Annotated in this window: 21 protein-coding genes; 6 read left to right on the plus strand and 15 right to left on the minus strand. The window is 68.6% G+C overall.

From position 1 onward, the window contains the following. Nucleotides 1-26: 26 nt before the first annotated feature. Nucleotides 27-530 (plus strand): ureidoglycolate lyase, encoded by a 504-nt coding sequence (locus tag AUL33_RS15700; RefSeq protein ID WP_062210175.1) that lies wholly within the window; start codon nucleotides 27-29, stop codon nucleotides 528-530. A gap of 29 nt (nucleotides 531-559) precedes the next feature. On the opposite strand, the gene AUL33_RS15705 is transcribed toward AUL33_RS15700, so the two are convergent. Next, nucleotides 560-1783 carry a diguanylate cyclase gene (locus AUL33_RS15705; protein WP_062210178.1) on the minus strand — a complete coding sequence of 408 codons (1224 nt, stop codon included), beginning with the start codon at nucleotides 1781-1783 and terminating at the stop codon, nucleotides 560-562. Between the two features lie 268 nt (nucleotides 1784-2051). On the opposite strand from AUL33_RS15705, the gene AUL33_RS15710 reads away from it, so the two are divergent. Together AUL33_RS15710 and AUL33_RS15715 are read left to right on the plus strand one after the other, a co-directional pair. Further along, nucleotides 2052-4616, plus strand: coding sequence for a glucose/quinate/shikimate family membrane-bound PQQ-dependent dehydrogenase (locus AUL33_RS15710; RefSeq protein ID WP_156419440.1), 2565 nt, complete (start codon nucleotides 2052-2054; stop codon nucleotides 4614-4616). A gap of 53 nt (nucleotides 4617-4669) precedes the next feature. After that, complete coding sequence (locus AUL33_RS15715; protein ID WP_062210182.1) at nucleotides 4670-5449, plus strand: class I SAM-dependent methyltransferase; 780 nt, start codon at nucleotides 4670-4672, stop codon at nucleotides 5447-5449. 6 nt (nucleotides 5450-5455) lie between these two features. Here the strand turns inward: AUL33_RS15715 and ureG are convergent, their stop codons facing one another. From ureG to ureC, 5 genes are all read right to left on the minus strand, one after another. Continuing rightward, on the minus strand, nucleotides 5456-6121 hold the full coding sequence (gene ureG, locus AUL33_RS15720; RefSeq protein WP_192843200.1) for an urease accessory protein UreG: 666 nt from the start codon (nucleotides 6119-6121) through the stop codon (nucleotides 5456-5458). Beyond that, complete coding sequence (locus AUL33_RS15725) at nucleotides 6118-6864, minus strand: urease accessory protein UreF (protein WP_374754443.1); 747 nt, start codon at nucleotides 6862-6864, stop codon at nucleotides 6118-6120. The genes ureG and AUL33_RS15725 overlap by 4 nt, the downstream gene beginning before the upstream one ends. Next, a complete protein-coding gene (locus tag AUL33_RS15730) occupies nucleotides 6815-7318 on the minus strand; it encodes an urease accessory protein UreE (RefSeq protein WP_062210185.1) in 504 nt (167 codons plus the stop codon). Before AUL33_RS15730 ends, AUL33_RS15725 begins: the two co-directional genes overlap by 50 nt. A gap of 271 nt (nucleotides 7319-7589) precedes the next feature. Then, nucleotides 7590-8075 (minus strand): DUF29 domain-containing protein, encoded by a 486-nt coding sequence (locus AUL33_RS15735; protein WP_244492278.1) that lies wholly within the window; start codon nucleotides 8073-8075, stop codon nucleotides 7590-7592. A 39-nt stretch (nucleotides 8076-8114) separates the two neighbouring features. Further along, a complete protein-coding gene (gene ureC / locus AUL33_RS15740; RefSeq protein ID WP_062210188.1) occupies nucleotides 8115-9827 on the minus strand; it encodes an urease subunit alpha in 1713 nt (570 codons plus the stop codon). Nucleotides 9828-9988: 161 nt separating this feature from the next. On the opposite strand from ureC, the gene AUL33_RS15745 reads away from it, so the two are divergent. Further along, nucleotides 9989-10435 (plus strand): hypothetical protein, encoded by a 447-nt coding sequence (locus AUL33_RS15745; protein ID WP_062210191.1) that lies wholly within the window; start codon nucleotides 9989-9991, stop codon nucleotides 10433-10435. 188 nt (nucleotides 10436-10623) lie between these two features. Beyond that, entirely contained in the window at nucleotides 10624-11094 is a 471-nt protein-coding gene (locus AUL33_RS15750; RefSeq protein WP_062210195.1) for a hypothetical protein, read from the plus strand. Nucleotides 11095-11196: 102 nt separating this feature from the next. Here AUL33_RS15750 and AUL33_RS15755 read toward each other — a convergent pair whose 3' ends face one another. Both AUL33_RS15755 and AUL33_RS15760 read right to left on the minus strand, forming a co-directional pair. Then, complete coding sequence (locus tag AUL33_RS15755; RefSeq protein ID WP_062210197.1) at nucleotides 11197-11502, minus strand: urease subunit beta; 306 nt, start codon at nucleotides 11500-11502, stop codon at nucleotides 11197-11199. Nucleotides 11503-11505: 3 nt separating this feature from the next. After that, complete coding sequence (locus AUL33_RS15760) at nucleotides 11506-12099, minus strand: HupE/UreJ family protein (protein WP_062210201.1); 594 nt, start codon at nucleotides 12097-12099, stop codon at nucleotides 11506-11508. A 309-nt stretch (nucleotides 12100-12408) separates the two neighbouring features. On the opposite strand from AUL33_RS15760, the gene AUL33_RS15765 reads away from it, so the two are divergent. Next, nucleotides 12409-12612, plus strand: a complete 204-nt coding sequence (locus tag AUL33_RS15765) for a hypothetical protein (RefSeq protein ID WP_062210204.1) — start codon at nucleotides 12409-12411, stop codon at nucleotides 12610-12612. A gap of 35 nt (nucleotides 12613-12647) precedes the next feature. Here the strand turns inward: AUL33_RS15765 and AUL33_RS15770 are convergent, their stop codons facing one another. The 7 genes from AUL33_RS15770 to pncB all read right to left on the minus strand — a co-directional run bounded on the left by AUL33_RS15770 (nucleotide 12648) and on the right by pncB (nucleotide 18371). Then, a complete protein-coding gene (locus AUL33_RS15770) occupies nucleotides 12648-12950 on the minus strand; it encodes an urease subunit gamma (RefSeq protein WP_062210207.1) in 303 nt (100 codons plus the stop codon). A gap of 31 nt (nucleotides 12951-12981) precedes the next feature. Next, nucleotides 12982-13896 (minus strand): urease accessory protein UreD, encoded by a 915-nt coding sequence (locus AUL33_RS15775; RefSeq protein WP_244492280.1) that lies wholly within the window; start codon nucleotides 13894-13896, stop codon nucleotides 12982-12984. A gap of 42 nt (nucleotides 13897-13938) precedes the next feature. Continuing rightward, nucleotides 13939-14586: an amino acid kinase gene (locus tag AUL33_RS15780; RefSeq protein ID WP_062210211.1), complete on the minus strand. Its 648-nt coding sequence runs from the start codon at nucleotides 14584-14586 to the stop codon at nucleotides 13939-13941. 126 nt (nucleotides 14587-14712) lie between these two features. Then, on the minus strand, nucleotides 14713-15585 hold the full coding sequence (locus AUL33_RS15785; RefSeq protein WP_062210214.1) for a dihydroneopterin aldolase: 873 nt from the start codon (nucleotides 15583-15585) through the stop codon (nucleotides 14713-14715). Between the two features lie 30 nt (nucleotides 15586-15615). Further along, nucleotides 15616-15864, minus strand: a complete 249-nt coding sequence (locus tag AUL33_RS15790; RefSeq protein WP_062210217.1) for an Lrp/AsnC ligand binding domain-containing protein — start codon at nucleotides 15862-15864, stop codon at nucleotides 15616-15618. 211 nt (nucleotides 15865-16075) lie between these two features. After that, complete coding sequence (locus AUL33_RS15795) at nucleotides 16076-16921, minus strand: ferredoxin--NADP reductase (RefSeq protein ID WP_082652649.1); 846 nt, start codon at nucleotides 16919-16921, stop codon at nucleotides 16076-16078. Nucleotides 16922-17066: 145 nt separating this feature from the next. Next, nucleotides 17067-18371, minus strand: a complete 1305-nt coding sequence (pncB, locus tag AUL33_RS15800; protein WP_062210220.1) for a nicotinate phosphoribosyltransferase — start codon at nucleotides 18369-18371, stop codon at nucleotides 17067-17069. Nucleotides 18372-18683 lie beyond the last annotated feature (312 nt).

Genomic DNA, 18683 nt, shown 5'->3' on the forward strand with positions numbered 1-18683 from the left:
TCCTCCCGCCCAAACGGGCGCCGGCCATGACCGCCGCCTCGATCGCAGCCCGGCCGCTGACCGCCGAGGCGTTCCGAGCTTTTGGCGAGGTGATCGAGCCCGACAACTGCTCGGAAATCCGCCTCATCAACAACGGCACCACCACGCGCTTCCACGACATCGCCCCGGTCGACGTCGCGGCGGGCGGCGGCCATGCGCTGATCTCGATCTTTCGGGGCAAGCCCTTCGCACTGCCGCTACGGATCGCGATGCTGGAGCGCCATCCGCTCGGCAGTCAGGCCTTCATGCCGCTCGAGGGCCGGCCCTATCTCGTGGTCGTGGCGCCCGACGAGGACGGCCGGCCGGGCGCCCCCGTCGCCTTCCTCGCGAGCGGGGCGCAAGGGGTCTCCTACCACCGCGGCACCTGGCATCATCCACTCGTCGCGCTGGAGGAGCGCTCCGATTTTCTCGTGGTCGACCGGGGCGGGTCGGGCAGCAACCTCGTCGAGGTGATGTTCGAGGAGGAGATCGAGATCACGTTCGCGACGTGATCGAGATCACGCTGCCGGCCTGACCTCCGTTACTCGCCGGCACCGCCGAGATCGAAGAGGACGAAACGATCGCGGCCGAGCCGCTTGGCGTCGTAGAGCGCGGCATCGGCCGCGGCCACCAGATCGGCTGCCGATCGCTCCGCGCCCGCCTCGAACGCGGCGACGCCGATGCTGGCGGTCACCACTGCCTTGTCGTCCGGCCGATGCGCATGCGCCAGCATCCGTCCCGCCAGCGCCGACTGGAGCGCGTCGGCCATGGCCAGCGCTTCGCCGGTCCGCCGGCCGCGCAGAAGCACCGCGAACTCCTCGCCGCCATAGCGGGCGAAGACGAGGCCGGGCTGGCCGGCGACCGCCGCACCCAACACCGTCGCCACCTCGCGCAGGCACGCATCCCCCGCCTGATGCCCGTAGGCATCGTTGTAGCGCTTGAAATGGTCGACATCGATCATCAGGAGCGCCGCGTCCGCGCGGCCCTGCTGCAGATCGGCGACGGCCTCGGCCAGCGCCTGATCGAGTTGACGCCGGTTGGCGATCCCGGTCAGGGCATCCGTCATCGACAGGGCCGCGAAATCGCGGCGAGCCATTTCCAGCGCGTCCGACTGCAGCGTGCGGGCATGGATCTCAAGGAAGGATTTGCGCTGCGTTCGCTCCATCAGCCAGTTGCCGACGAGCAGGAACGAGCAGACCGAAACGGTCTGCAGCGAGAAGGCGAGGCGAAGGTTCGGCTCCAGTTCGCGATGCAGCCAGATGGCCGCGAGAGCCATCGCCAGGCACAGCGCGATGTAGAAAAGCGCCGCCGGAAACCGGAGCTGGAGCAGAACGGCGCCGAACACCACGGTCAGGAAGAAGTCGCTGAAGGAATAGGAGCCGAGCGGCTCGCGCGACAGCCAGAAGAGGAAGAGGGGGATCGCCGAGACACCGACCATCGCCAGCGTCAGGATCGTCTCGCGAGTGCGGGGCGTCATGCGCGCCAGCGTCCAGACGATCGCAAGCCCAGCCACCGTCGCCCCGAGCCGCAGCCAGACGGCCCACCAGAACACGTCGCGTGCGATGACGAAGTTCGTCGCGTCGTAGGCGTTGTAGAAGACGAGCCCGAGCGGGATCACCGCCCGCAGCATCCGGATCCGCTGCGCTCCGGTCTGCACCTCGTAGAGCGCCCCGATGGCAGGCGGGAAGCCGAGGAACGGACCGAGCCGAACGCGCGGATCGGGCGACGTCATTCCCGCCGTCGTCTTGCCGTCGATCGAACCCACGCCGCCTCGCCGTCATCCGAGCCCGAGATTGGTTTGCGCCCGATTGTCTTAAGGACCGCGCAATAAAGGCCCGTCCCCAAGACCAGCAACCCTTGCCCGCCGGGGTCGTCAGAGCTTGCGCGACGTTTTGGCGCGGCACTTCGCTCACGACGGGTTGAAGAGACCGCGCGGTGCAGCATCTCCCTTCACGAAGACAGGAGGCCGCATCGCCGCATGGCGTCGCGGCCCGTGTCCCGATCGACCGCTCGTGCGGACAGAAGGAACAGCCATGACGCGACAGCAGCGGCTTCCCACCCTGATCATGGCCGCGCTTCTCGCGGTGATCGGCATCGCCCTTCTCGTCGGCGGTCTCTGGCTCGCAGCCGTTGGCGGCTCACGCTACTACATCGTCGCGTCCGTGCTCTTCCTCGTCACCGCGATCCTGCTCTATCGCCGCAAGCCGGAAGCGCTGGCGGTCTATGCCGCGCTCGTTGTCGGCACGCTGATCTGGGCGCTCTACGAGGTCGGCTTCGACTGGTGGCCGCTCGCCGCACGCGGCGATGTGGTCTTCGTTCTCGGCGGCCTGCTCCTTCTCCCCTGGGTCACGCGGCCCCTCGGGCGTCGCTCGGTGGCCGACGCGCTCGACGGGCGCGAGGTCTCGCCGACGCCGTTGCGCGGCTATGGCGCGATCCTGGCGGGCTCGCTCGTCGTAGCGCTGGCGGTGGCGCTCACCTCTTGGTTCGTCGATCTTCACCGGGTCGAGGGCTCGCTGCCCGGCACCCGTCAGGCGCCCGGCACCGGCGAGGGCGTACCGCCCGGCGAATGGCACGCTTACGGGCGCACCGAACTCGGCCAGCGCTATTCGCCGCTTGGCCAGATCACCCCTGCCAATGTCGCGCAACTCGACGTCGCCTGGCAGTTCGAAACCGGTGACAAGCCGCAGCCCGGCGATCCCGTCGAGACAACGTTCGAGGTGACGCCGCTGAAGATCGGCGAGCGTCTGTACCTCTGCACGCCGCATCAGAACGTCATCGCGCTTGACGCCACCACCGGGCAGGAAGTCTGGCGCTACGATCCCAAGATCCAGGGCGAACTCGCCCTCCAGCACCTGACCTGCCGCGGCCTCTCCTACCAGCCACCACGGGGAACGGCTCAGCCCGTTGCGGCGTCTGCATCGCAGCCGGCCGTTGCGGTCGCCCCGCCGGTGGCTCCGGCCGGCACCGCCACCGAGCTTTCGGCATCTGGCACGCTTGCCGCCCTGCAACAGGCGACGCCAGCCGATCCCGCCGACCCGAACCTTCCGGTCGCGACCGCCACCGCCGCCAGTGCCGTCTGCGATGCCAAGCTGTTCATGCCGACGGCGGACGGGCGGCTGATCGCGCTCGACCCGGCCACCGGCTCGGTCTGCTCCAATTTCGGCGGCGGCGACGGGCAGATCGACCTCTGGGACCGGATGCCCGTGGTCAATCCCGGCTCGTACTATTCGACTTCGCCGGCCGTGATTTCCGGCAATCTCGCGATCGTCGGCGGCACCGTCCTCGACAACGTCTCGACGAAGGAAGCCTCCGGCGTCATCCGCGCCTTCGACATCACCACCGGCGCGCTCGTCTGGAACTGGGATTCCGGCAATCCCGAGCAGACGGCGCCCCTGCCGGCCGGTCAGACCTACACGCCGAACTCGCCGAACTCCTGGTCGATCATGAGCGCCGACACCGGCCTCGGCATGGTCTACGTGCCGCTCGGCAACCAGCCTCCGGACCAGTGGGGCGCCAACCGCTCCGAGAATGTCGAGCGCTATTCGTCCTCGGTCGTCGCACTCGACATCGCCACCGGCTCGGTGCGCTGGGTGTTCCAGACCGTGCATCACGACCTCTGGGACTACGACGTGCCGGCGCAGCCGAGCCTCGTCGACCTCGTGGTCGGCGGCGAGCGCATTCCCGCACTTGTGCAGCCGACAAAGCAGGGCGAAGTCTTCGTCCTCGATCGGCGCAACGGAAACCCGGTCCTGCCCGTCACCGAACGCCCGGCGCCCGGCGGCGCCGTCAGCCCCGACAAGACCGCGCCGACGCAACCGAAATCCGCCCTGTCCTTCGAGCCGCCCCGTCTTCGCGAGCGCGACATGTGGGGCGCCACCATGTTCGACCAGCTCGCCTGCCGCATCGCCTATCATGGCTATCGCTACGAGGGCCGCTTCACGCCCCCCTCGCTTCAGGGATCGCTGATCTATCCCGGCAATTTCGGCGTCTTCAACTGGGGCTCGGTCGCGGTCGATCCCGCCCGCGGCGTGATGTTCGGGACACCCACCTATCTGGCCTTCGTCTCGACGTTGAAGCCGCGCTCCAACGATAGCGAACTCGTGGTCAACACCAAGCCGCCGGAGGGGGCCCTGCCGGCTCTCAACGAGAACTTCGGGGCGCCTTACGCGGTGGATCTGAAGCCCTTCGTCTCGCCGCTCGGCCTGCCCTGCCAGTCGCCACCCTGGGGCTACGTGGCGGGTGTCGACCTCACCACGGGCGAGGTCGCGTGGCAGCACAAGAACGGCACGGTGCGCGATTCCTCGCCCGTTCCCCTGCCCTTCCGCATGGGCGTGCCCAATCTCGGCGGCCCGATGATGACCGCCGGCGGCGTCGCCTTCCTGTCGGGGACGCTCGACTACTACATCCGCGGCTATGACGTGACGACCGGGGAGGAACTCTGGAAGGCGCGCCTTCCCGCCGGCGGCCAAGCGACGCCGATGAGCTACGAGGGCGCGGACGGGCGGCAGTATGTCCTCGCCATCGCCGGCGGCCATGGCTCGCTCGGCACCAAGCGCGGCGACAGCGTCATCGCCTACGCCCTGCCGAAGGAGAATTAACGGGTCGGGGCGCGGCCGGGAGCGGTCGCGCCCCGCACTTTGGAGGAACGGGCATGACGACGCCGGCCGATCTTCACGAGGCGGCTCGTATCGGCTTCGGGGCCGAGGCCGAGGCCTATGCGCGGGGGCGCCCCGAATATCCCGCAGGGATCGTCGATTGGCTGCGCGATGAGTTGGGGCTTGGCAGCGGACATCTGGCCGTGGATCTCGGCGCCGGCACCGGCAAGTTCACCGGCCGCCTGCTGGAAACCGGGGCGGAGGTCGTGGCGATCGAGCCGATCCCCGAGATGCGGGCGCAGCTGAACGCGCGTCATCCGGGCCTGCGCATCCTCGAAGGCTCGGCGCAGGCGATTCCGCTCCCCGAGGCGAGCGCCGATGCCATCGTCTGCGCGCAGGCGTTCCACTGGTTCGCCACCCGCGAGGCGTTGGCGGAGATCCGCCGCGTCCTGAGGCCCGGCGGCTCGCTCGGCCTCGTCTGGAACGTTCGCGACGAGAGCGTGCCGTGGGTCGCCGCGCTGAGCGAGTTGATGCGCCCGCACGAAGGCACGGCGCCGCGATTCTACTTCGGCGCCTGGCGCGCGGTCTTCCCGGCGGAAGGGTTCGGACCACTGGAGGTGACGCGCCTGCGCAACCACCAGCGCGGCGAGGCCGAGCGGGTGATCGTCGATCGCACCCTGTCCGTCAGCTTCATCGCCAACCTGCCGTCGCTCCAGCGATCGCGCTTCGAGGCGGATCTGCGCGATCTCATCGCGGCGACGCCTGAACTGCGGGACGCTCGCGAGGTGACCTTTCCCTACGAGACGGTCGCCTACCGGACGATCCGCACCGGTTGAGCGCCGTCAGGCGGCGGCGTCCAGCGTCACGGGCGGCAGGCCGCCGAGACGCACCAGCGTTTCCAGGATCGCAGCCAGCCCCTCGCGGCGCGACAGGTCGGCGAAGATCGTCGGCAGGCCCTTGCGGCCGCGCTCGGCATCATCCGCCATCCGTGCGAGATCGGCGCCGACATAGGGGGCCAGATCCGTCTTGTTGACGACGAGAAGGTCGGACCGGGTGATCGCCGGCCCGCCCTTGCGGGGAATGTCGTCGCCCTGGCAGACGGAGATCACGTAGATCGAAAGATCCACGAGATCGGGCGAGAAGGTCGCCGCAAGATTGTCGCCGCCCGATTCCACGAGGATGAGATCGAGATCGGGATGGCGTTCGTTGAGCGTGGCGATGGCGCGAAGGTTGAGCGTGGCGTCCTCACGGATCGCCGTGTGCGGGCAGCCGCCGGTCTCGACGCCGATGATCCGGTCGGCGGCAAGCGCCTGGCGCCGCACCAGCGCCTCGGCATCCTCCACCGTGTAGATGTCGTTGGTGACGACGCCGATCGACCAGCTGGCGCGTGCCGCGACGCAGATCTTCTCGCACAAGGTCGTCTTGCCCGAGCCGACGGGGCCGCCGATGCCGACCCGCAGGGGCCCGTGGCGGCGGCGTGTCGAGGCGAGGGACATGGGATCGCTCATGTGCGGAACAGCCTTGTGACGAGGGTTTCGTGACGCATCGCGGCGATCTCGGACAGGATCGCCGCCGAGCCGAGATCGTCGAGCGAGCCCGCCGCGGCACGACGTGCCGTCGCCGCGATCAGTGGCTCCAGCGCATGGAGAAGGCCGACCGCATCGCGTTGCCCGAGCGGCACGAGCCGCACCGCGGCACTGACCAGCGTCGCGGTGAAGGCATGGGCATAGGCGGCGAGCGCGGCCTCTCGCCCGATGCCGCTTGCAGCGGCGAGAGCGCCCACGGCGACGGGATAGGGCATGGCGGATGCGGTGCCGCCCTGCCACGGCTGCGACGCCAGCACAAAGGCGGCGCCGAGATCGATCGTCTCGGTGCGCCGCCCGGCCGAGCCCGCCAGCGCCTCGGCGAGGTCCGCAGCCTCAGCCAACCGGGCCTCGTCTGCCGCTGCGACGGCGCGATGCGCCTCGCCCAAGAGCAGGAGGTCGTTCCAGCCGCTGCCGCGCCGCAGCAGCGCGGCGATCCATCCACGCACATCCTCGCCGGTTCGCAGCAACCCGTCGGCCACCGCAGCCTCCAGCCCGTGCGAATAGGCGAAGGCACCGACCGGAAAGGCCGGGGAGAGCCAGCTCATCAGCCGAAGGAGGCTGCCCGTCGAAAGCGCCGCCGCGCTCGCTGACACGCCCGGCAGGGCGTCGTCGGCCTCAGTCATGGTCGTGGTGGTGATGCGTCCCGTGATCCGCCGCGTGGGCATGGGCGTGGTCGTGCCCCTGCGGCCCGGCATAGGCGCCACCGGCGGGATCGAAGGGAGCGTCGATCTCCTCGACGGTGGCGCCGAGGCCCTCGAGCATCGCGCGGATGACATGGTCGCGCCGGATCAGCAGGCGGCCTTCGGTGATATCGGCAGCGAGATGGCGATTGCCGAGATGCCAGGCGAGCGCGAGGAGATGGCCCGCATCCCGGCCGGTCACGCCATAGAGCGGCTCGGGCTTGGCGCGCACCTCGACGAGGCGCCCGTCCGACAGGACGATGGCATCACCCTGCTGGAGGAGCCGCGCTTCGGCGAGATCGAGCAGGAAGGCGATGCCGCCGTCCGACACCATCGCCATGCGCCGGCGATGGCGCTGCTGCTCGTCGAGCGTGATCGTGTCGGCCGGGATCTCCCCCCCACGCGCGCCGCGCTCGATGATGGTCTGGGCGTCGATCACGTCGATCCGTCCGTTGTGGGGCTGCTGACACTCGGGGGGCCAGGGACGCCCATAGGATGAGAATTCAAAGTTCCGAAGCGCTTCAACCGCCACAAGCGCGAGGACCTGGGTGCCTCTGGCCCGACGTCTGAGGCGTTGCGCTTCAACAAGTCCAGAAGCATCGCGTCCCTCACAGCCCGCGTCACATCTTGGATCCATCGATCCGAGAGGAAGACCGCCATGGGATCGACGCAGCATCCGCGACACCCAGTCATGACCGCGGCCTCATCACTCATGCCGCGTCCGGCTGGAAGCCCGGATCGAGGATCGCCTCGATCGTGAAGGGACAGACCTCGGGGAAGCGCTCGTCCGGCAGATCGGTCTCTCCGGCAGTCAAGAGACGCGTGACGGCATAGTCCTCTGCCAGGATCGTCGCGGGGTAAGCCCGCAGGCCCGGACTGTCCCGGAGTTCCCGGCGGATCCGGCTGCAGTGCTCGGCAATCGTGCTCGTCCAACTCCGAGAACGCCGCTCCGGCTGGAAGCGCCATTCCATCAGGTGGACGACGAGCACCTTCATGCGGGATTCAATCTCCCGCTTGACCGAACGTCCCCATGTTTCAACCTCGTCGATCAGGTTCGGCGTATCCAACTCGTCGAAGCGACGCGCTCGCAGAAGATCGGCCTGCTCTTCGGTCCAGCGGAAGAAATACCGATCGTCGGAAGACGTCGGCGGTTCGTCGCGGCGACCGGTGGCCATGCGCAATTTCACGGTCGTCATCACGCCTCTCCTCGGCCGGAATCGATCATCGAAGCCAGATTAGAACAGGAAATACCGCTGCGCCATCGGCAGGACCTTGGCGGGCTCGCAGGTCAGGAGTTCGCCGTCGGCGCGTACCTCGTAGGTTTCGGGATCGACCTCGATGTGCGGCGTCAGGTCGTTGAGGATCATCGAAGCCTTGGAAATGCCGCTGCGAGTATTCTCGACGGCGACGAAGCTCTTCTCAACGCCGAGTTTGTCGCGCAGCCCGTTGGCCATCGCCGCGCCCGAGACGAAGGTGATGCCCGACGCGCCGACCGCCTTGCCGAAGGCGCCGAACATCGGCCGGTAGTGCATGGGCTGCGGGGTCGGGATCGAGGCGTTGGGATCGCCCATTGGGGCGGCGACGATCGTGCCGCCGAGGAGCACCATCACCGGCTTGACGCCGAAGAAGGCGGGATCCCAGAGCACGAGATCGGCGCGCTTGCCGACCTCGACCGAGCCGACCTCGCGCGATAGGCCTTGCGCGATCGCGGGGTTGATCGTGTATTTCGCGACGTAGCGGCGCACCCGCAGATTGTCGTTGTCGCCATGTTCGCCGGGCAGGCTGCCGCGCTGCTTCTTCATCTTGTCGGCGGTCTGCCAGGTGCGGATCACCACCTCGCCGACGCGGCCCATGGCCTGCGAGTCCGAGGAGATGATCGAGAAGGCGCCGATGTCGTGGAGGATGTCCTCGGCCGCGATCGTCTCCTTGCGGATGCGCGATTCGGCAAACGCGATGTCCTCGGGAATCGAGGCGTCGAGATGGTGGCAGACCATGAGCATGTCGAGATGCTCTTCCAGCGTGTTCACCGTGTAGGGCCGCGTCGGGTTGGTGGAGCCGGGAATGACGTTCGGCAGCCCGCACACCTTGATGATATCAGGCGCGTGGCCGCCGCCCGCGCCTTCCGTGTGGAAGGCGTGGATGGTGCGCCCGCGAATGGCGTCGACGGTGTTTTCCACGAAGCCCGACTCGTTCAGCGTGTCCGTGTGGATCATCACCTGCACGTCGTATTCGTCGGCGACCGTCAGGCAGCAGTCGATCGCGGCCGGCGTCGTGCCCCAGTCCTCGTGCAGCTTCAGCGCCGCGGCGCCCGCCTTCACCATCTCGACCAGCGCCTGCGGCTGTGAGGCGTTGCCCTTGCCCGAGAGCGCGAAGTTCATCGGGAAGGCGTCGAGCGACTGGATCATCCGCGCCAGATGCCAGGGACCGGGCGTGCAGGTGGTGGCGAGCGTGCCGTGCGCCGGGCCAGTGCCCCCGCCGACCATCGTGGTGATGCCGGAATAGAGCGCCTCGTCGATCTGCTGCGGGCAGATGAAGTGGATGTGGCTGTCGATGCCGCCGGCGGTGAGGATCTTGCCCTCGCCCGCGATCGCCTCGGTGCCGGGGCCCACCACGATGGTGACGCCGGGTTGCGTGTCGGGGTTGCCGGCCTTGCCGATGGCGTGGATGCGCCCGCCGCGCAGGCCGACATCGGCCTTGTAGATGCCGGTGTGATCGACGATCAACGCGTTGGTGATGACGGTGTCGACCGCGCCTTCCGCCCGGCTCTTCTGCGACTGGCCCATTCCGTCGCGGATCACCTTGCCACCGCCGAACTTGACCTCCTCGCCATAGGTCGTCAGGTCGCGCTCGACTTCGATCAGGAGGTCGGTGTCGGCGAGCCGCACGCGGTCGCCCACCGTCGGTCCGTACATCGCGGCATAGGAGGATCGGGCGATCGAGACGGGCATGGGCCTCTCCGGCGGGGTCGACGCGGCAACGGTCGGTATTGCGTTGCGGCGAGACTAGGCGGATCGCGAAAGCTTGTCTCCCCCGCGCGGGCGCCTCGACGCGACGTTTTGCGCTCCGGTGCGTTACGCTCTGAGATATCGTCACGAGAAGGACGGACCCGATGACGCCCATGCTCCGCTCGATCCTCCCGGCCCTCGTCACCAGCTTGGCTGCGGCGGGCGCGGCCAATGCGCAGGCTTTCGACCCCGGCCCGATGGGAACGCCGGTCGGCTCCTCGATGTCGGGCGCACGGATCGGAGGCTCCAAGCCGTCACGCCCTCCGCTCGTCATCCAGAACGCCCCGGTCTTCGGCGACACGGTGGAAGAACGGACCTACGGGCGCGACTACGACAACTCCTATCTGAAACCCCGCATTCCCCGGCCCGATGCCGATGGATCGCAGACGCGGCTACGCGCGGCCGAGGGGCGCTCGACGATCGAAGCCGATACGGCGGGAGACTTCGCGCGCTCCGACCCTTCGGTGATCAATCGCAGCGGCGTGACCCGGCCGATCTCGCCGAACGGGCGAGCGCGGATCGTGCCGAACAAAGCTGCACCTGGGCGCTAGCGAGCCGGGGCGGAACCGGTCGGGCACGCCGGGTTCGGCTCTGCCGAAATCGATGCCGAGCGTCCGGCCTGCCGCCGGTGGGAACGGCACGCGTCGATCCGAGTTTGATCCCATAGAGTTTCGAAAGGTTCATCGCTTAGATCGAACCGCCCTCTTCATTGTCGTCGATCCGTTTCCAGGAGATCCGAATGCGCACGAAGTCCGTTTTCACCGCCGTCGCACTCGGCTTCGCCGTGCTCTCAGTGCCGGCCCTCGCCCAGTCGATCGGCGGCGCATCCGGCGGCGGCATCAGCGGCGGCGGCTCCTCGTCCTCGCCGAGCCTCGGCGGAGCGTCCAACCCGATCGGCTCCAGCGGCGGCGCCCTCGGGTCGAGCGCCACCTCCACCCAGCAGCGCGCCACCGCCGGATCGACCTCGATCGATTCGGTCAATGCCGATGCCGTAGCCCGTTCGGGCAATGTCGGCGCGGCCACGACGATCGGCAGCTCCGGCAGTTCGAGCGTCGGAACGGGAACGGGCTCGAGTTTCCAGAGCATTTCAGGCTCGGGGCCGGCGGCGCTCTACAACATTCCGCGGGCCCGCGTGAACGTCGATCTCGACGCGATCCGCTCGGCGCTGCGGGCCGGCCCGAACGCCACACCGGATGCGCACGGCAACTGACGTTCGAGAGGGCACATAGTGCCTTCTCAGGACGAGGAACGGGACATGAGAAAGGCGCCTCGCGGGCGCCTTTCTCATGTCTGACGAGTGGCGCGGCGGCCCTCAGAGCGCGCCAGAGACCCTGGCGTTGAAGCCGTGGACGATCCGGTCGCCGCTGAGGGGAATAAGCCGCACGTCCCGCGACTGACCGGGCTCGAAGCGCACCGCGGTGCCGGCGGCGATGTCGAGGCGGGTGCCCCGCGCCACCGTGCGGTCGAAGTCGAGCGCCGGGTTCGTCTCGGCAAAATGATAGTGCGAGCCGACCTGGATCGGCCGGTCCCCGCGATTGGCGACATGGAGAGTGATCGCTTGCGCGTCGGCATTGAGGAGGATCTCGCCGTCCCGCACCAGGATTTCGCCGGGGATCATGGCTCAGCCCACCATGAGCGCGAGGCCGGCCAGCGCCGTGGCGCCGCCGGCAAGGCGCGAGACGAGACGGCCCGCCTTATCGCCGAGACCGAGGCCCGAGCCGAGCGCCAGCCCGAGCGCGACACCGACCGCATGCAGCATCGCGGTCGCGACGGCGAAACCGAGCGCAAAGGAAAGTGCGCCGGCGCCGCCAAGTTCGCCGCCATGGGCAAAGCCGTGGAAGAGAGCGAAGACGCCGACGATGCCGGCGGAGGCCGCGACCGGAAGACGGACGGCCATCGCGACGAGGAGGCCGAGCGCCACCACCGAGGCGAGGATCGCCGGCTCGACGAAGGGCAGAGAGACGCCGGTCAGCGCCAGCGCGAAGCCGGCCAGCATGACAGCGACGAAGGCTGCGGGAACGGCGATCACCGCGCGACCGCCGATCATGGCGGCCCAGAGACCGACCGCGACCATCGCGAGAACATGGTCCATGCCGAAGACGGGATGGGTGACACCCGCCATGAAGGAGCCGTGCGCGGCCGGATCGAGATGGGCGAGAGCCGGAGCCGTCGCGGCGATGAGGATGGCGGCGGCGGCGGCAAGTCGTTTCAGCATGGTTGTCCCTCGTTCAGGTCGACAGGCGCCCGGAGATCGGTCGCGCCGAAGCGCACTTCGCATGGGTCCTGCGACCCTGGCAACATGCGGGTCGCGAGCCCGATCATGAAAGCTCGGAGCGCCCCTGTCAAAGGCCGCGCCATCGCCCGCGACCGACGGCGATCGACCCCGGATTCAATTCGATACAAATCCTGCCGCAGCGCGACACGCGGACGAAACCTTGCCCTGCTAGAAGCGAAGCTCTGACGAGCCGCCCGGTCGCCCATGAGGGATCGCGGGTTCGGCCGGACGCAGGGACACGGGCACGCGATGAAGCCGATCTGGACGGGAGCGATGATCACCATCGGCGCGCTGGCCGCGGCCGCAACGCCCGCCGGCACGCCCGATCCGTTCTTCACGCGCCACGTGACGATGGAGGGGCGCAGCGGACAGGCCTACTATTCCAGCACCTCGCGGACCTTCCGCTTCATTGCGCCGGTTTCGAACGAGGAACTCGCGGCGGTCACGCACTGACGCGACCGACCCGGGATCCGGCCAAGTTCGGACGATCAGCGGATCGGTTCGTGCACCGTCACCAGCTTGGTGCCGTCGGGAAAGGTCGCCTCGACCTGGATGTCGTGGATCATCTCGGCGATGCCTTCCATCACCTGATGACGCCCGACGACATGCGCGCCGGCCTCCATCAGATGGGCCACCGAGTGCCCGTCGCGCGCGCCCTCGACCACGAAGTCGGTGATGAGCGCGATGGCTTCCGGGTGGTTGAGCTTGACGCCGCGCTCCAGACGCCGCCTCGCGACCATCGCCGCCATGGAGACGAGCAGCTTGTCCTTCTCGCGCGGAGTGAGGTTCATCGGGAAGCGTCCTTGTCCGGGCCGAATCGGGTCACAGCGACCATACAAGCGGAAGCCCGTCCCGCGCTAGAAGCGCGAGCGCGGGAACGAGACGGCGTCGCAGGAGATGGAAACTCGGCGCCGCCAGACGCGCGACGCCGAGGCGCGCGACCGTACTGGCGCCGCCCGTCACCCGGCCATCGGGGTCTTCGAGGATCGCGCGCAGCGCCGGGAGATCGGCTTCCGGTGTGCCGTTCTGCCAGACGATCGTCGCGAAGGCGCGGTGCCGGCCGAGCGCGGAAGGCGCATCGACGAGACCCGCCTCGTCGGCGTCGATGTCGAGATCGTCGGCGAAGACGAGGGCGCCATCTCGGCGGATGCGCCAGCGATCGCGAAGGCGGCCCGTGCGCACGCTCTCGCCCATCGCCTCGCGGCCGAGGATGACGCTCTCCACGAGAAGGAAGCGGCTGGAGGCGCAAGCCTCCAGATCGAGCGAGCGGCGAAGACGCCCGCCGTCGAAGAGGATGGTCTCCTGCGGCAGGTAGCGCAGCGTCGCGCCCTCCCCCACCCTGAGCACCGTCGCGACCTCGGCGTCGCCGCCGAGCGAGCGGTAGACGCGCTCGCAGGCCTGCGTCGTCACCGTCAGATCGCCGTCCGGTTCGACCTCGAAGCGCTGGCGCAGGCGATCGCCACCGGTGAGGCCGCCCGAGGTATTGACGAGGATGGCCTCGGCGCCGGGTTTCGGCAGGCGTGGAAAGCGCAGCTTGAGCGAGCCGGCCTGATGCAGGCGGCGGATGCGCGTCGCCGATCCCGACGGCAGCGCCACCGGGCCGAAGACGACGGCGGTCTCTCCGTCGGCGCGCTGATGGCGACCGATCACCCGCTCCTGCGGCACGGCGAGCGAGCGGTTGTTCGATAGCGCGTCGAACTCGCGCAGGAGTTCGGTCATGACGGGACTGAGCGGCAACGCGCGTTCGGCGTCAGCATGCGGCGGAAGCGCCCCGTGGCCTCACTGCGCGGCCTCGACGAAGCCGGGACTGCGGGCTTCGGACGCGACTTCACGGCCGGGCGCGACACCCTCGCCGAGGCGGCGTGCCGCGAGCGCCAGATCCGAGGGGCCGGCGACATAGACGCGCGTCGCGGGATGCAGCAGCGCCGAGAAGGAACTGTCGACGACGCCGGCGGCCGAAATCGCCTGCAGGCTGGAGCCGGCGGGAAGGTCGATCTGCTTGATGAGGCAGAGGGTCGAGCCGGGGATCCGGCTGGCGAGCCAGGCCGCGAGGCTGTCGGACGTCACGCTCCAGGTGTGCTCGATCTCTTCGGCGCGGAAGACGAGCTTGGCGGGCATCCAGACGGGAATGAGACCGCGCTCCTGCGCCGACGCGATGGCGTCGAGCGTCGAGGCGGCGACGAGCTTCTCGCCGAGGCTGACGAGCGCGTGGCCGAACTGCTCGATGGCGAGGATCGCCATGCGGTGCGCGGTGTCGTTGTCGTAGCCGATGCGGGTCTGGAACTGGCGCACCGTGTTGGCGAAGGGGCCGCCGCCGGGCACGATCACCAGCGGCCGCGCGCTCTTCTCGATCGCCTGGACCCATTTGCGCAGATCCGGCGACGCGATCGAGCTTCCGCCGAACTTGACGATCAGCATGTCCTTCATGGGTCCGCTCTCCTCAACGCATGCCGGCAGCGCGATCCCGCACGGCCAGCCCTAGTTTGGACAAGTTTTCGCCGGTTTGCAAAGTTCCCGTGAAACGTCGCTGCACTGCGGCAACAGCGAGGAGTTTCAATCGATTAGCGTCTCGTTTCGGTCTCGTCGGATCTCGATGCCGACCGATTCCGGCCCGAGATCCAGCTTCTCGACTCGCACCATGACGCGGGCGACGCGGCCGTCGCCGAGGAGATCGGCGGCGAGGTCTTCAGCCAGCGTCTCCACGAGGTCGGTGTGACCGCGCTCGGTCAGACGCCTGACGGCGTCCATCACAAGATCGTAGGAGTAGATGTCGCCGACGCCCCGCGCGCCCGGCGGGGCGCGGCGCACGTCGGCATCCACCGAAAAGCGCACGCGCTGCGGCCGGTCGCGCTCGAAATCATAGGCGCCGACGATCAGCGGCAGGACGAAGTTGCGCATGACGATCCGGTCGGTCGGGGCCGCGGGATCGAAGCGCCGGTCGGCATGCAGCATGCGCCGGGCGGCCGCCAGCCCGTCGGGGTCGAGGCGCTCGAAGACGAGCGCATCGGGGCGCACCACCAGAAGGCGCGGGATGTCGGGGAGTTCGAGCGAGCCGCCGAGCCAGCATTCGAGGCGCGCCTCGCGGCAGGCCCGCGCGAACTGCGCCACCGTCTCCAGCGACACGGCACGCAGCAGCGCCCGCTCGGGATCGAGGAACGCCGCCGCATAGTCGCCGCCGCGCAGCACCGCCAGATCGCCGGCACTGCGGATGCGCGCCACCCGCAACGGCTCGGCGGGCATCGCCTCGTCGCCGGCCACCGCGAACAGGAGATCGACCTCGCCGCCGTCGCGCAGCCGGTCGGGAATGCCGAATTGCGGGCGTTCGCGCCGGGCGGGTGCCAGAACATAGTCGGCCCCGGCTTCGAGTGCGCTGCGCGCCTCGATCGGCGAGGCGACGGCCGCCGCCAGACGACACCGCGCGCTCATGCGCGAAAACCCCCGCGCGAGGCCGGGCGCTCACGCACGGCCGAAGGCCTTGAACGCGACGGTGGTGAACGTGTCGGACACCCCGTCCACCGTCTGCAGCCGCTCGGTGACGAAATGTCCGATGTCGCGGTCGGCCGGCAGATAGAACTTGGCGATGAGGTCGTAATGGCCGGAGGTGGACCAGACCTCGGAGATCTCCTCGACGGTCTCGACGAGCGCGTCGGCCACCGCATAGGCCCGGCCGGCGCGGCACTTGAACTGGACGAAGATCGCTTGCAACCGGGGGCTCCTCGACTTGGGCCTCGCGGATCGCCGAACCGGCAGGACGACGGTTGGGGCGACACACGCCGGGGATGTTCCCCTGGCCGCCGAGGTATCAGAGGGACACGCCCGCCGTCAAAGCCAGCGCGGCGACAAGCAGGCGCATCGCAGAGACCACCCGCACGCCGGACCGGCCGAGACGCCGCGCCGGCGGCTGCGAACGCCTCGATCAATCGACGAAAGCGCGCTCCACGACATAGGTGCCGGGCTTGGAGTTGGCGCCCTCCTCCAGGCCGAACTTCTCGCAAAGCGCGGCCGTGTCCTTCAGCATGTCCATCGAGCCGCAGATCATCGCGCGGTCGACGGCCGGGTCGATCGGCGGCAGGCCGAGATCGGCGAAGAGCTTGCCGGTCTCCAGCAGCGTCGTGATGCGCTCGCCCTTGTGGTCGCCCTCGCGCGTCGCCGAGCCGTGATAGAGCAGCTTGTCGCCGACGATCTCCGACAGGATCTCGTCGGTCCGGATCCCCTCGACCAGCTCCTCGCCATAGTGAAGCTCGGCGAGCGTGCGGGTCGTATGGGTAAGGATGACCTGCTCGAACTTCTCGTAGGTCTCGGGATCGCGGATGACGCCGGCGAAGGGCGCGACGCCGGTGCCGGTCGAGAAGAGATAGAGGCGGCGACCTGGAATGAGCGCATCGAGCACGAGCGTGCCCGTCGGCTTCTTGCGCATCAGCACGGTGTCGCCCGGCTGGATCTTCTGCAGGTGCTCGGTCAGCGGGCCGTTCGGCACCTTGATCGAGAAGAATTCCAGTTCCTCGTCCCAGGACGGGCTGGCGATCGAATAGGCGCGGAACACCGGCTTCTCGGCGTTGGGCAGGCCGATCATGGCGAACTCGCCGGTGCGGAAGCGGAAGCTCGCCGGCCGCGTCATGCGGAACTTAAAGAGCGAGTCGGTGTAATGCTTCACCTCCGTCACCGTCTCGGCGAAGACGTTGGCGGGGATCGGGAAGGCGGGCGCGTCGCCCTTTTCGGTCGCGGCGGGATCGATCGCGGCGGGCTGGACGATGGCGTTCATGATGCGGCCCTTTTCGGGGGAGGCCCTTTCGGGGAGGATCGGTTCGCCCCGTCAGATGGGGACGATGCGACGTCGCAAAAGACGCCGCTCGGGTTCATCGCAGCGGTTTGCCGCATCACGGCTCGGTTTTGAAGGTCGGAATTTCTCAAACCGCGACGTCGCGGGGAATATCCGCCGCGGCGCCGAAGATGCGGCGATAGCGTTCGATCTCGGCCGCCGTCCCCGTCGCCTTGGCCGGATTGTCCGACAGCTTCACCGCCGGGCGCCCGTCGGCATCCATCACCTTGCAGACGAGCGAGATCGGATGGAGGCCCGGCCGCTCCTCGGGAGCGACGCCGCGAAAGTCGTTCGTCAGGTTGGTGCCCCAGCCGAAGCTCATGCGCACCCGCCCGTCGAAATGGCGGTAGGTCTCCTCGATGGTGCCGACATCCATGCCGTCGGAAAAGACGAGCAGCTTCTCGCGCGGGTCGATGCCCTGGGAGCGCCACCACGCCATGATCGCCTCGCCGCCCTCGATCGGGGGCGCCGAATCGGGGCGGAAACCGGTCCAGTCGCCGACCCAGGCCGGGGCGTTCTCGAGGAAGGACGCCGTGCCGAACGTGTCGGGCAGCACCACGAGGAGGTTGCCGCCGTACCAGCTCTGCCATTCCTTCAACACCTCGTAGGGTGCGCGGCGCAGCTCCTCCTCGGTGCGGGCGAGCGCGGCGGCGACCATCGGCAGTTCGTGCGCGTTCGTGCCGATCGCCTCGAGGTCGGTCTCCATGGCCAGAAGCACGTTGGAGGAGCCGAGGAAGCGGCTGCCGAGCTTTTCCTTCAGCGCCTCCACGCACCAGCGCTGCCACAGGAAGGAGTGGCGCCGGCGGGTGCCGAAATCCGAGATGCGGATGGCCGGCAGCTTGTCGAGCCGCTCGACCTTCTCCCACATCTTGGCCTTGGCACGGGCATAGAGCACGTCGAGTTCGAAGCGGCCGCAATCCTTCATCGCCGAGCGCGAGCGCAGCTCGTTGATGATGGCGAGCGCGGGGATCTCCCACATCATCGTGTCGGTCCAGCGGCCGAAGAACATCAGCTCGTACTGGCCGTCGCGGCGGCTGAGTTCGTAGGGCGGCAGCTGGAAGTCGCGCAGCCAGTCGAGAAAGGCGGGGCGAAAGATCTGCCGCTCGCCATAGAAGCTGTTGCCGGCGAGCCAGATCATCTCCCGCTTGGAAAACCGGATCGTGCGGGCGTGGTCGAGCTGGGCGCGCAGCTCTCCTTCGTCGATCTCGTCGGCGATGCGCACCGTCCTGGTGCGGTTGATCAGCCGGAACGTCACCGCCGTCTCGCGATGTAGGCCCCAGATCATCTGCAGCATCAGGAGCTTGTAGAAATCGGTGTCGAGCAGCGAGCGCACGATCGGGTCGAGCTTGAACGTGTGGTTCCAGACCCGCGTGGCGATATCGGTGGCGACCATGTCCCGTCCCTTTCGCATCCCGGTTCTGGAAGCGCGGACGGATGCTTAGCCGAAGAGCGAGGGGCATGACAGGGGCCGGCGCGCGGATCCGTCGCAGGCATGCTTCACGTTTCACGTCTGCACAAAACACGCGCAGGCCCTTCTCGATGGCATCGGTCTTCGCAACGGTTGCAGTCCGTTCCCCTTCATCGACATTTCGAGACCGGAAGGGTGCCCTCCACGACGCCCCGCCGAAACCGACCCCCACACCGCAACAGAGCGCGTCAATGACCGCCTGCCTTGAAGAAGGCGGGTTCGCGGGGGAAGGCGGCA

Origin of the sequence: Aureimonas sp. AU12, from assembly GCF_001463705.1 — a bacterium.
GTDB lineage: Bacteria > Pseudomonadota > Alphaproteobacteria > Rhizobiales > Rhizobiaceae > Aureimonas.

What these genes read in the sequence shown, in the direction of transcription:
- AUL33_RS15755 (WP_062210197.1), bottom strand. Translation starts at nt 11,502, where the DNA reads ATGATCCCCGGCGAAATCCTGGTGCGGGACGGCGAGATCCTCCTCAAT.
- AUL33_RS15765 (WP_062210204.1), top strand. Translation starts at nt 12,409, where the DNA reads ATGAAGCCGATCTGGACGGGAGCGATGATCACCATCGGCGCGCTGGCC.
- AUL33_RS15760 (WP_062210201.1), bottom strand. Translation starts at nt 12,099, where the DNA reads ATGCTGAAACGACTTGCCGCCGCCGCCGCCATCCTCATCGCCGCGACG.
- AUL33_RS15795 (WP_082652649.1), bottom strand. Translation starts at nt 16,921, where the DNA reads ATGAACGCCATCGTCCAGCCCGCCGCGATCGATCCCGCCGCGACCGAA.
- AUL33_RS15785 (WP_062210214.1), bottom strand. Translation starts at nt 15,585, where the DNA reads ATGAGCGCGCGGTGTCGTCTGGCGGCGGCCGTCGCCTCGCCGATCGAG.
- ureC (WP_062210188.1), bottom strand. Translation starts at nt 9,827, where the DNA reads ATGCCCGTCTCGATCGCCCGATCCTCCTATGCCGCGATGTACGGACCG.
- AUL33_RS15750 (WP_062210195.1), top strand. Translation starts at nt 10,624, where the DNA reads ATGCGCACGAAGTCCGTTTTCACCGCCGTCGCACTCGGCTTCGCCGTG.
- AUL33_RS15725 (WP_374754443.1), bottom strand. Translation starts at nt 6,864, where the DNA reads ATGCCCACGCGGCGGATCACGGGACGCATCACCACCACGACCATGACT.
- AUL33_RS15715 (WP_062210182.1), top strand. Translation starts at nt 4,670, where the DNA reads ATGACGACGCCGGCCGATCTTCACGAGGCGGCTCGTATCGGCTTCGGG.
- pncB (WP_062210220.1), bottom strand. Translation starts at nt 18,371, where the DNA reads ATGGTCGCCACCGATATCGCCACGCGGGTCTGGAACCACACGTTCAAG.
- AUL33_RS15700 (WP_062210175.1), top strand. Translation starts at nt 27, where the DNA reads ATGACCGCCGCCTCGATCGCAGCCCGGCCGCTGACCGCCGAGGCGTTC.
- AUL33_RS15770 (WP_062210207.1), bottom strand. Translation starts at nt 12,950, where the DNA reads ATGAACCTCACTCCGCGCGAGAAGGACAAGCTGCTCGTCTCCATGGCG.
- AUL33_RS15710 (WP_156419440.1), top strand. Translation starts at nt 2,052, where the DNA reads ATGACGCGACAGCAGCGGCTTCCCACCCTGATCATGGCCGCGCTTCTC.
- AUL33_RS15780 (WP_062210211.1), bottom strand. Translation starts at nt 14,586, where the DNA reads ATGAAGGACATGCTGATCGTCAAGTTCGGCGGAAGCTCGATCGCGTCG.
- AUL33_RS15745 (WP_062210191.1), top strand. Translation starts at nt 9,989, where the DNA reads ATGACGCCCATGCTCCGCTCGATCCTCCCGGCCCTCGTCACCAGCTTG.
- ureG (WP_192843200.1), bottom strand. Translation starts at nt 6,121, where the DNA reads ATGAGCGATCCCATGTCCCTCGCCTCGACACGCCGCCGCCACGGGCCC.
- AUL33_RS15735 (WP_244492278.1), bottom strand. Translation starts at nt 8,075, where the DNA reads ATGACGACCGTGAAATTGCGCATGGCCACCGGTCGCCGCGACGAACCG.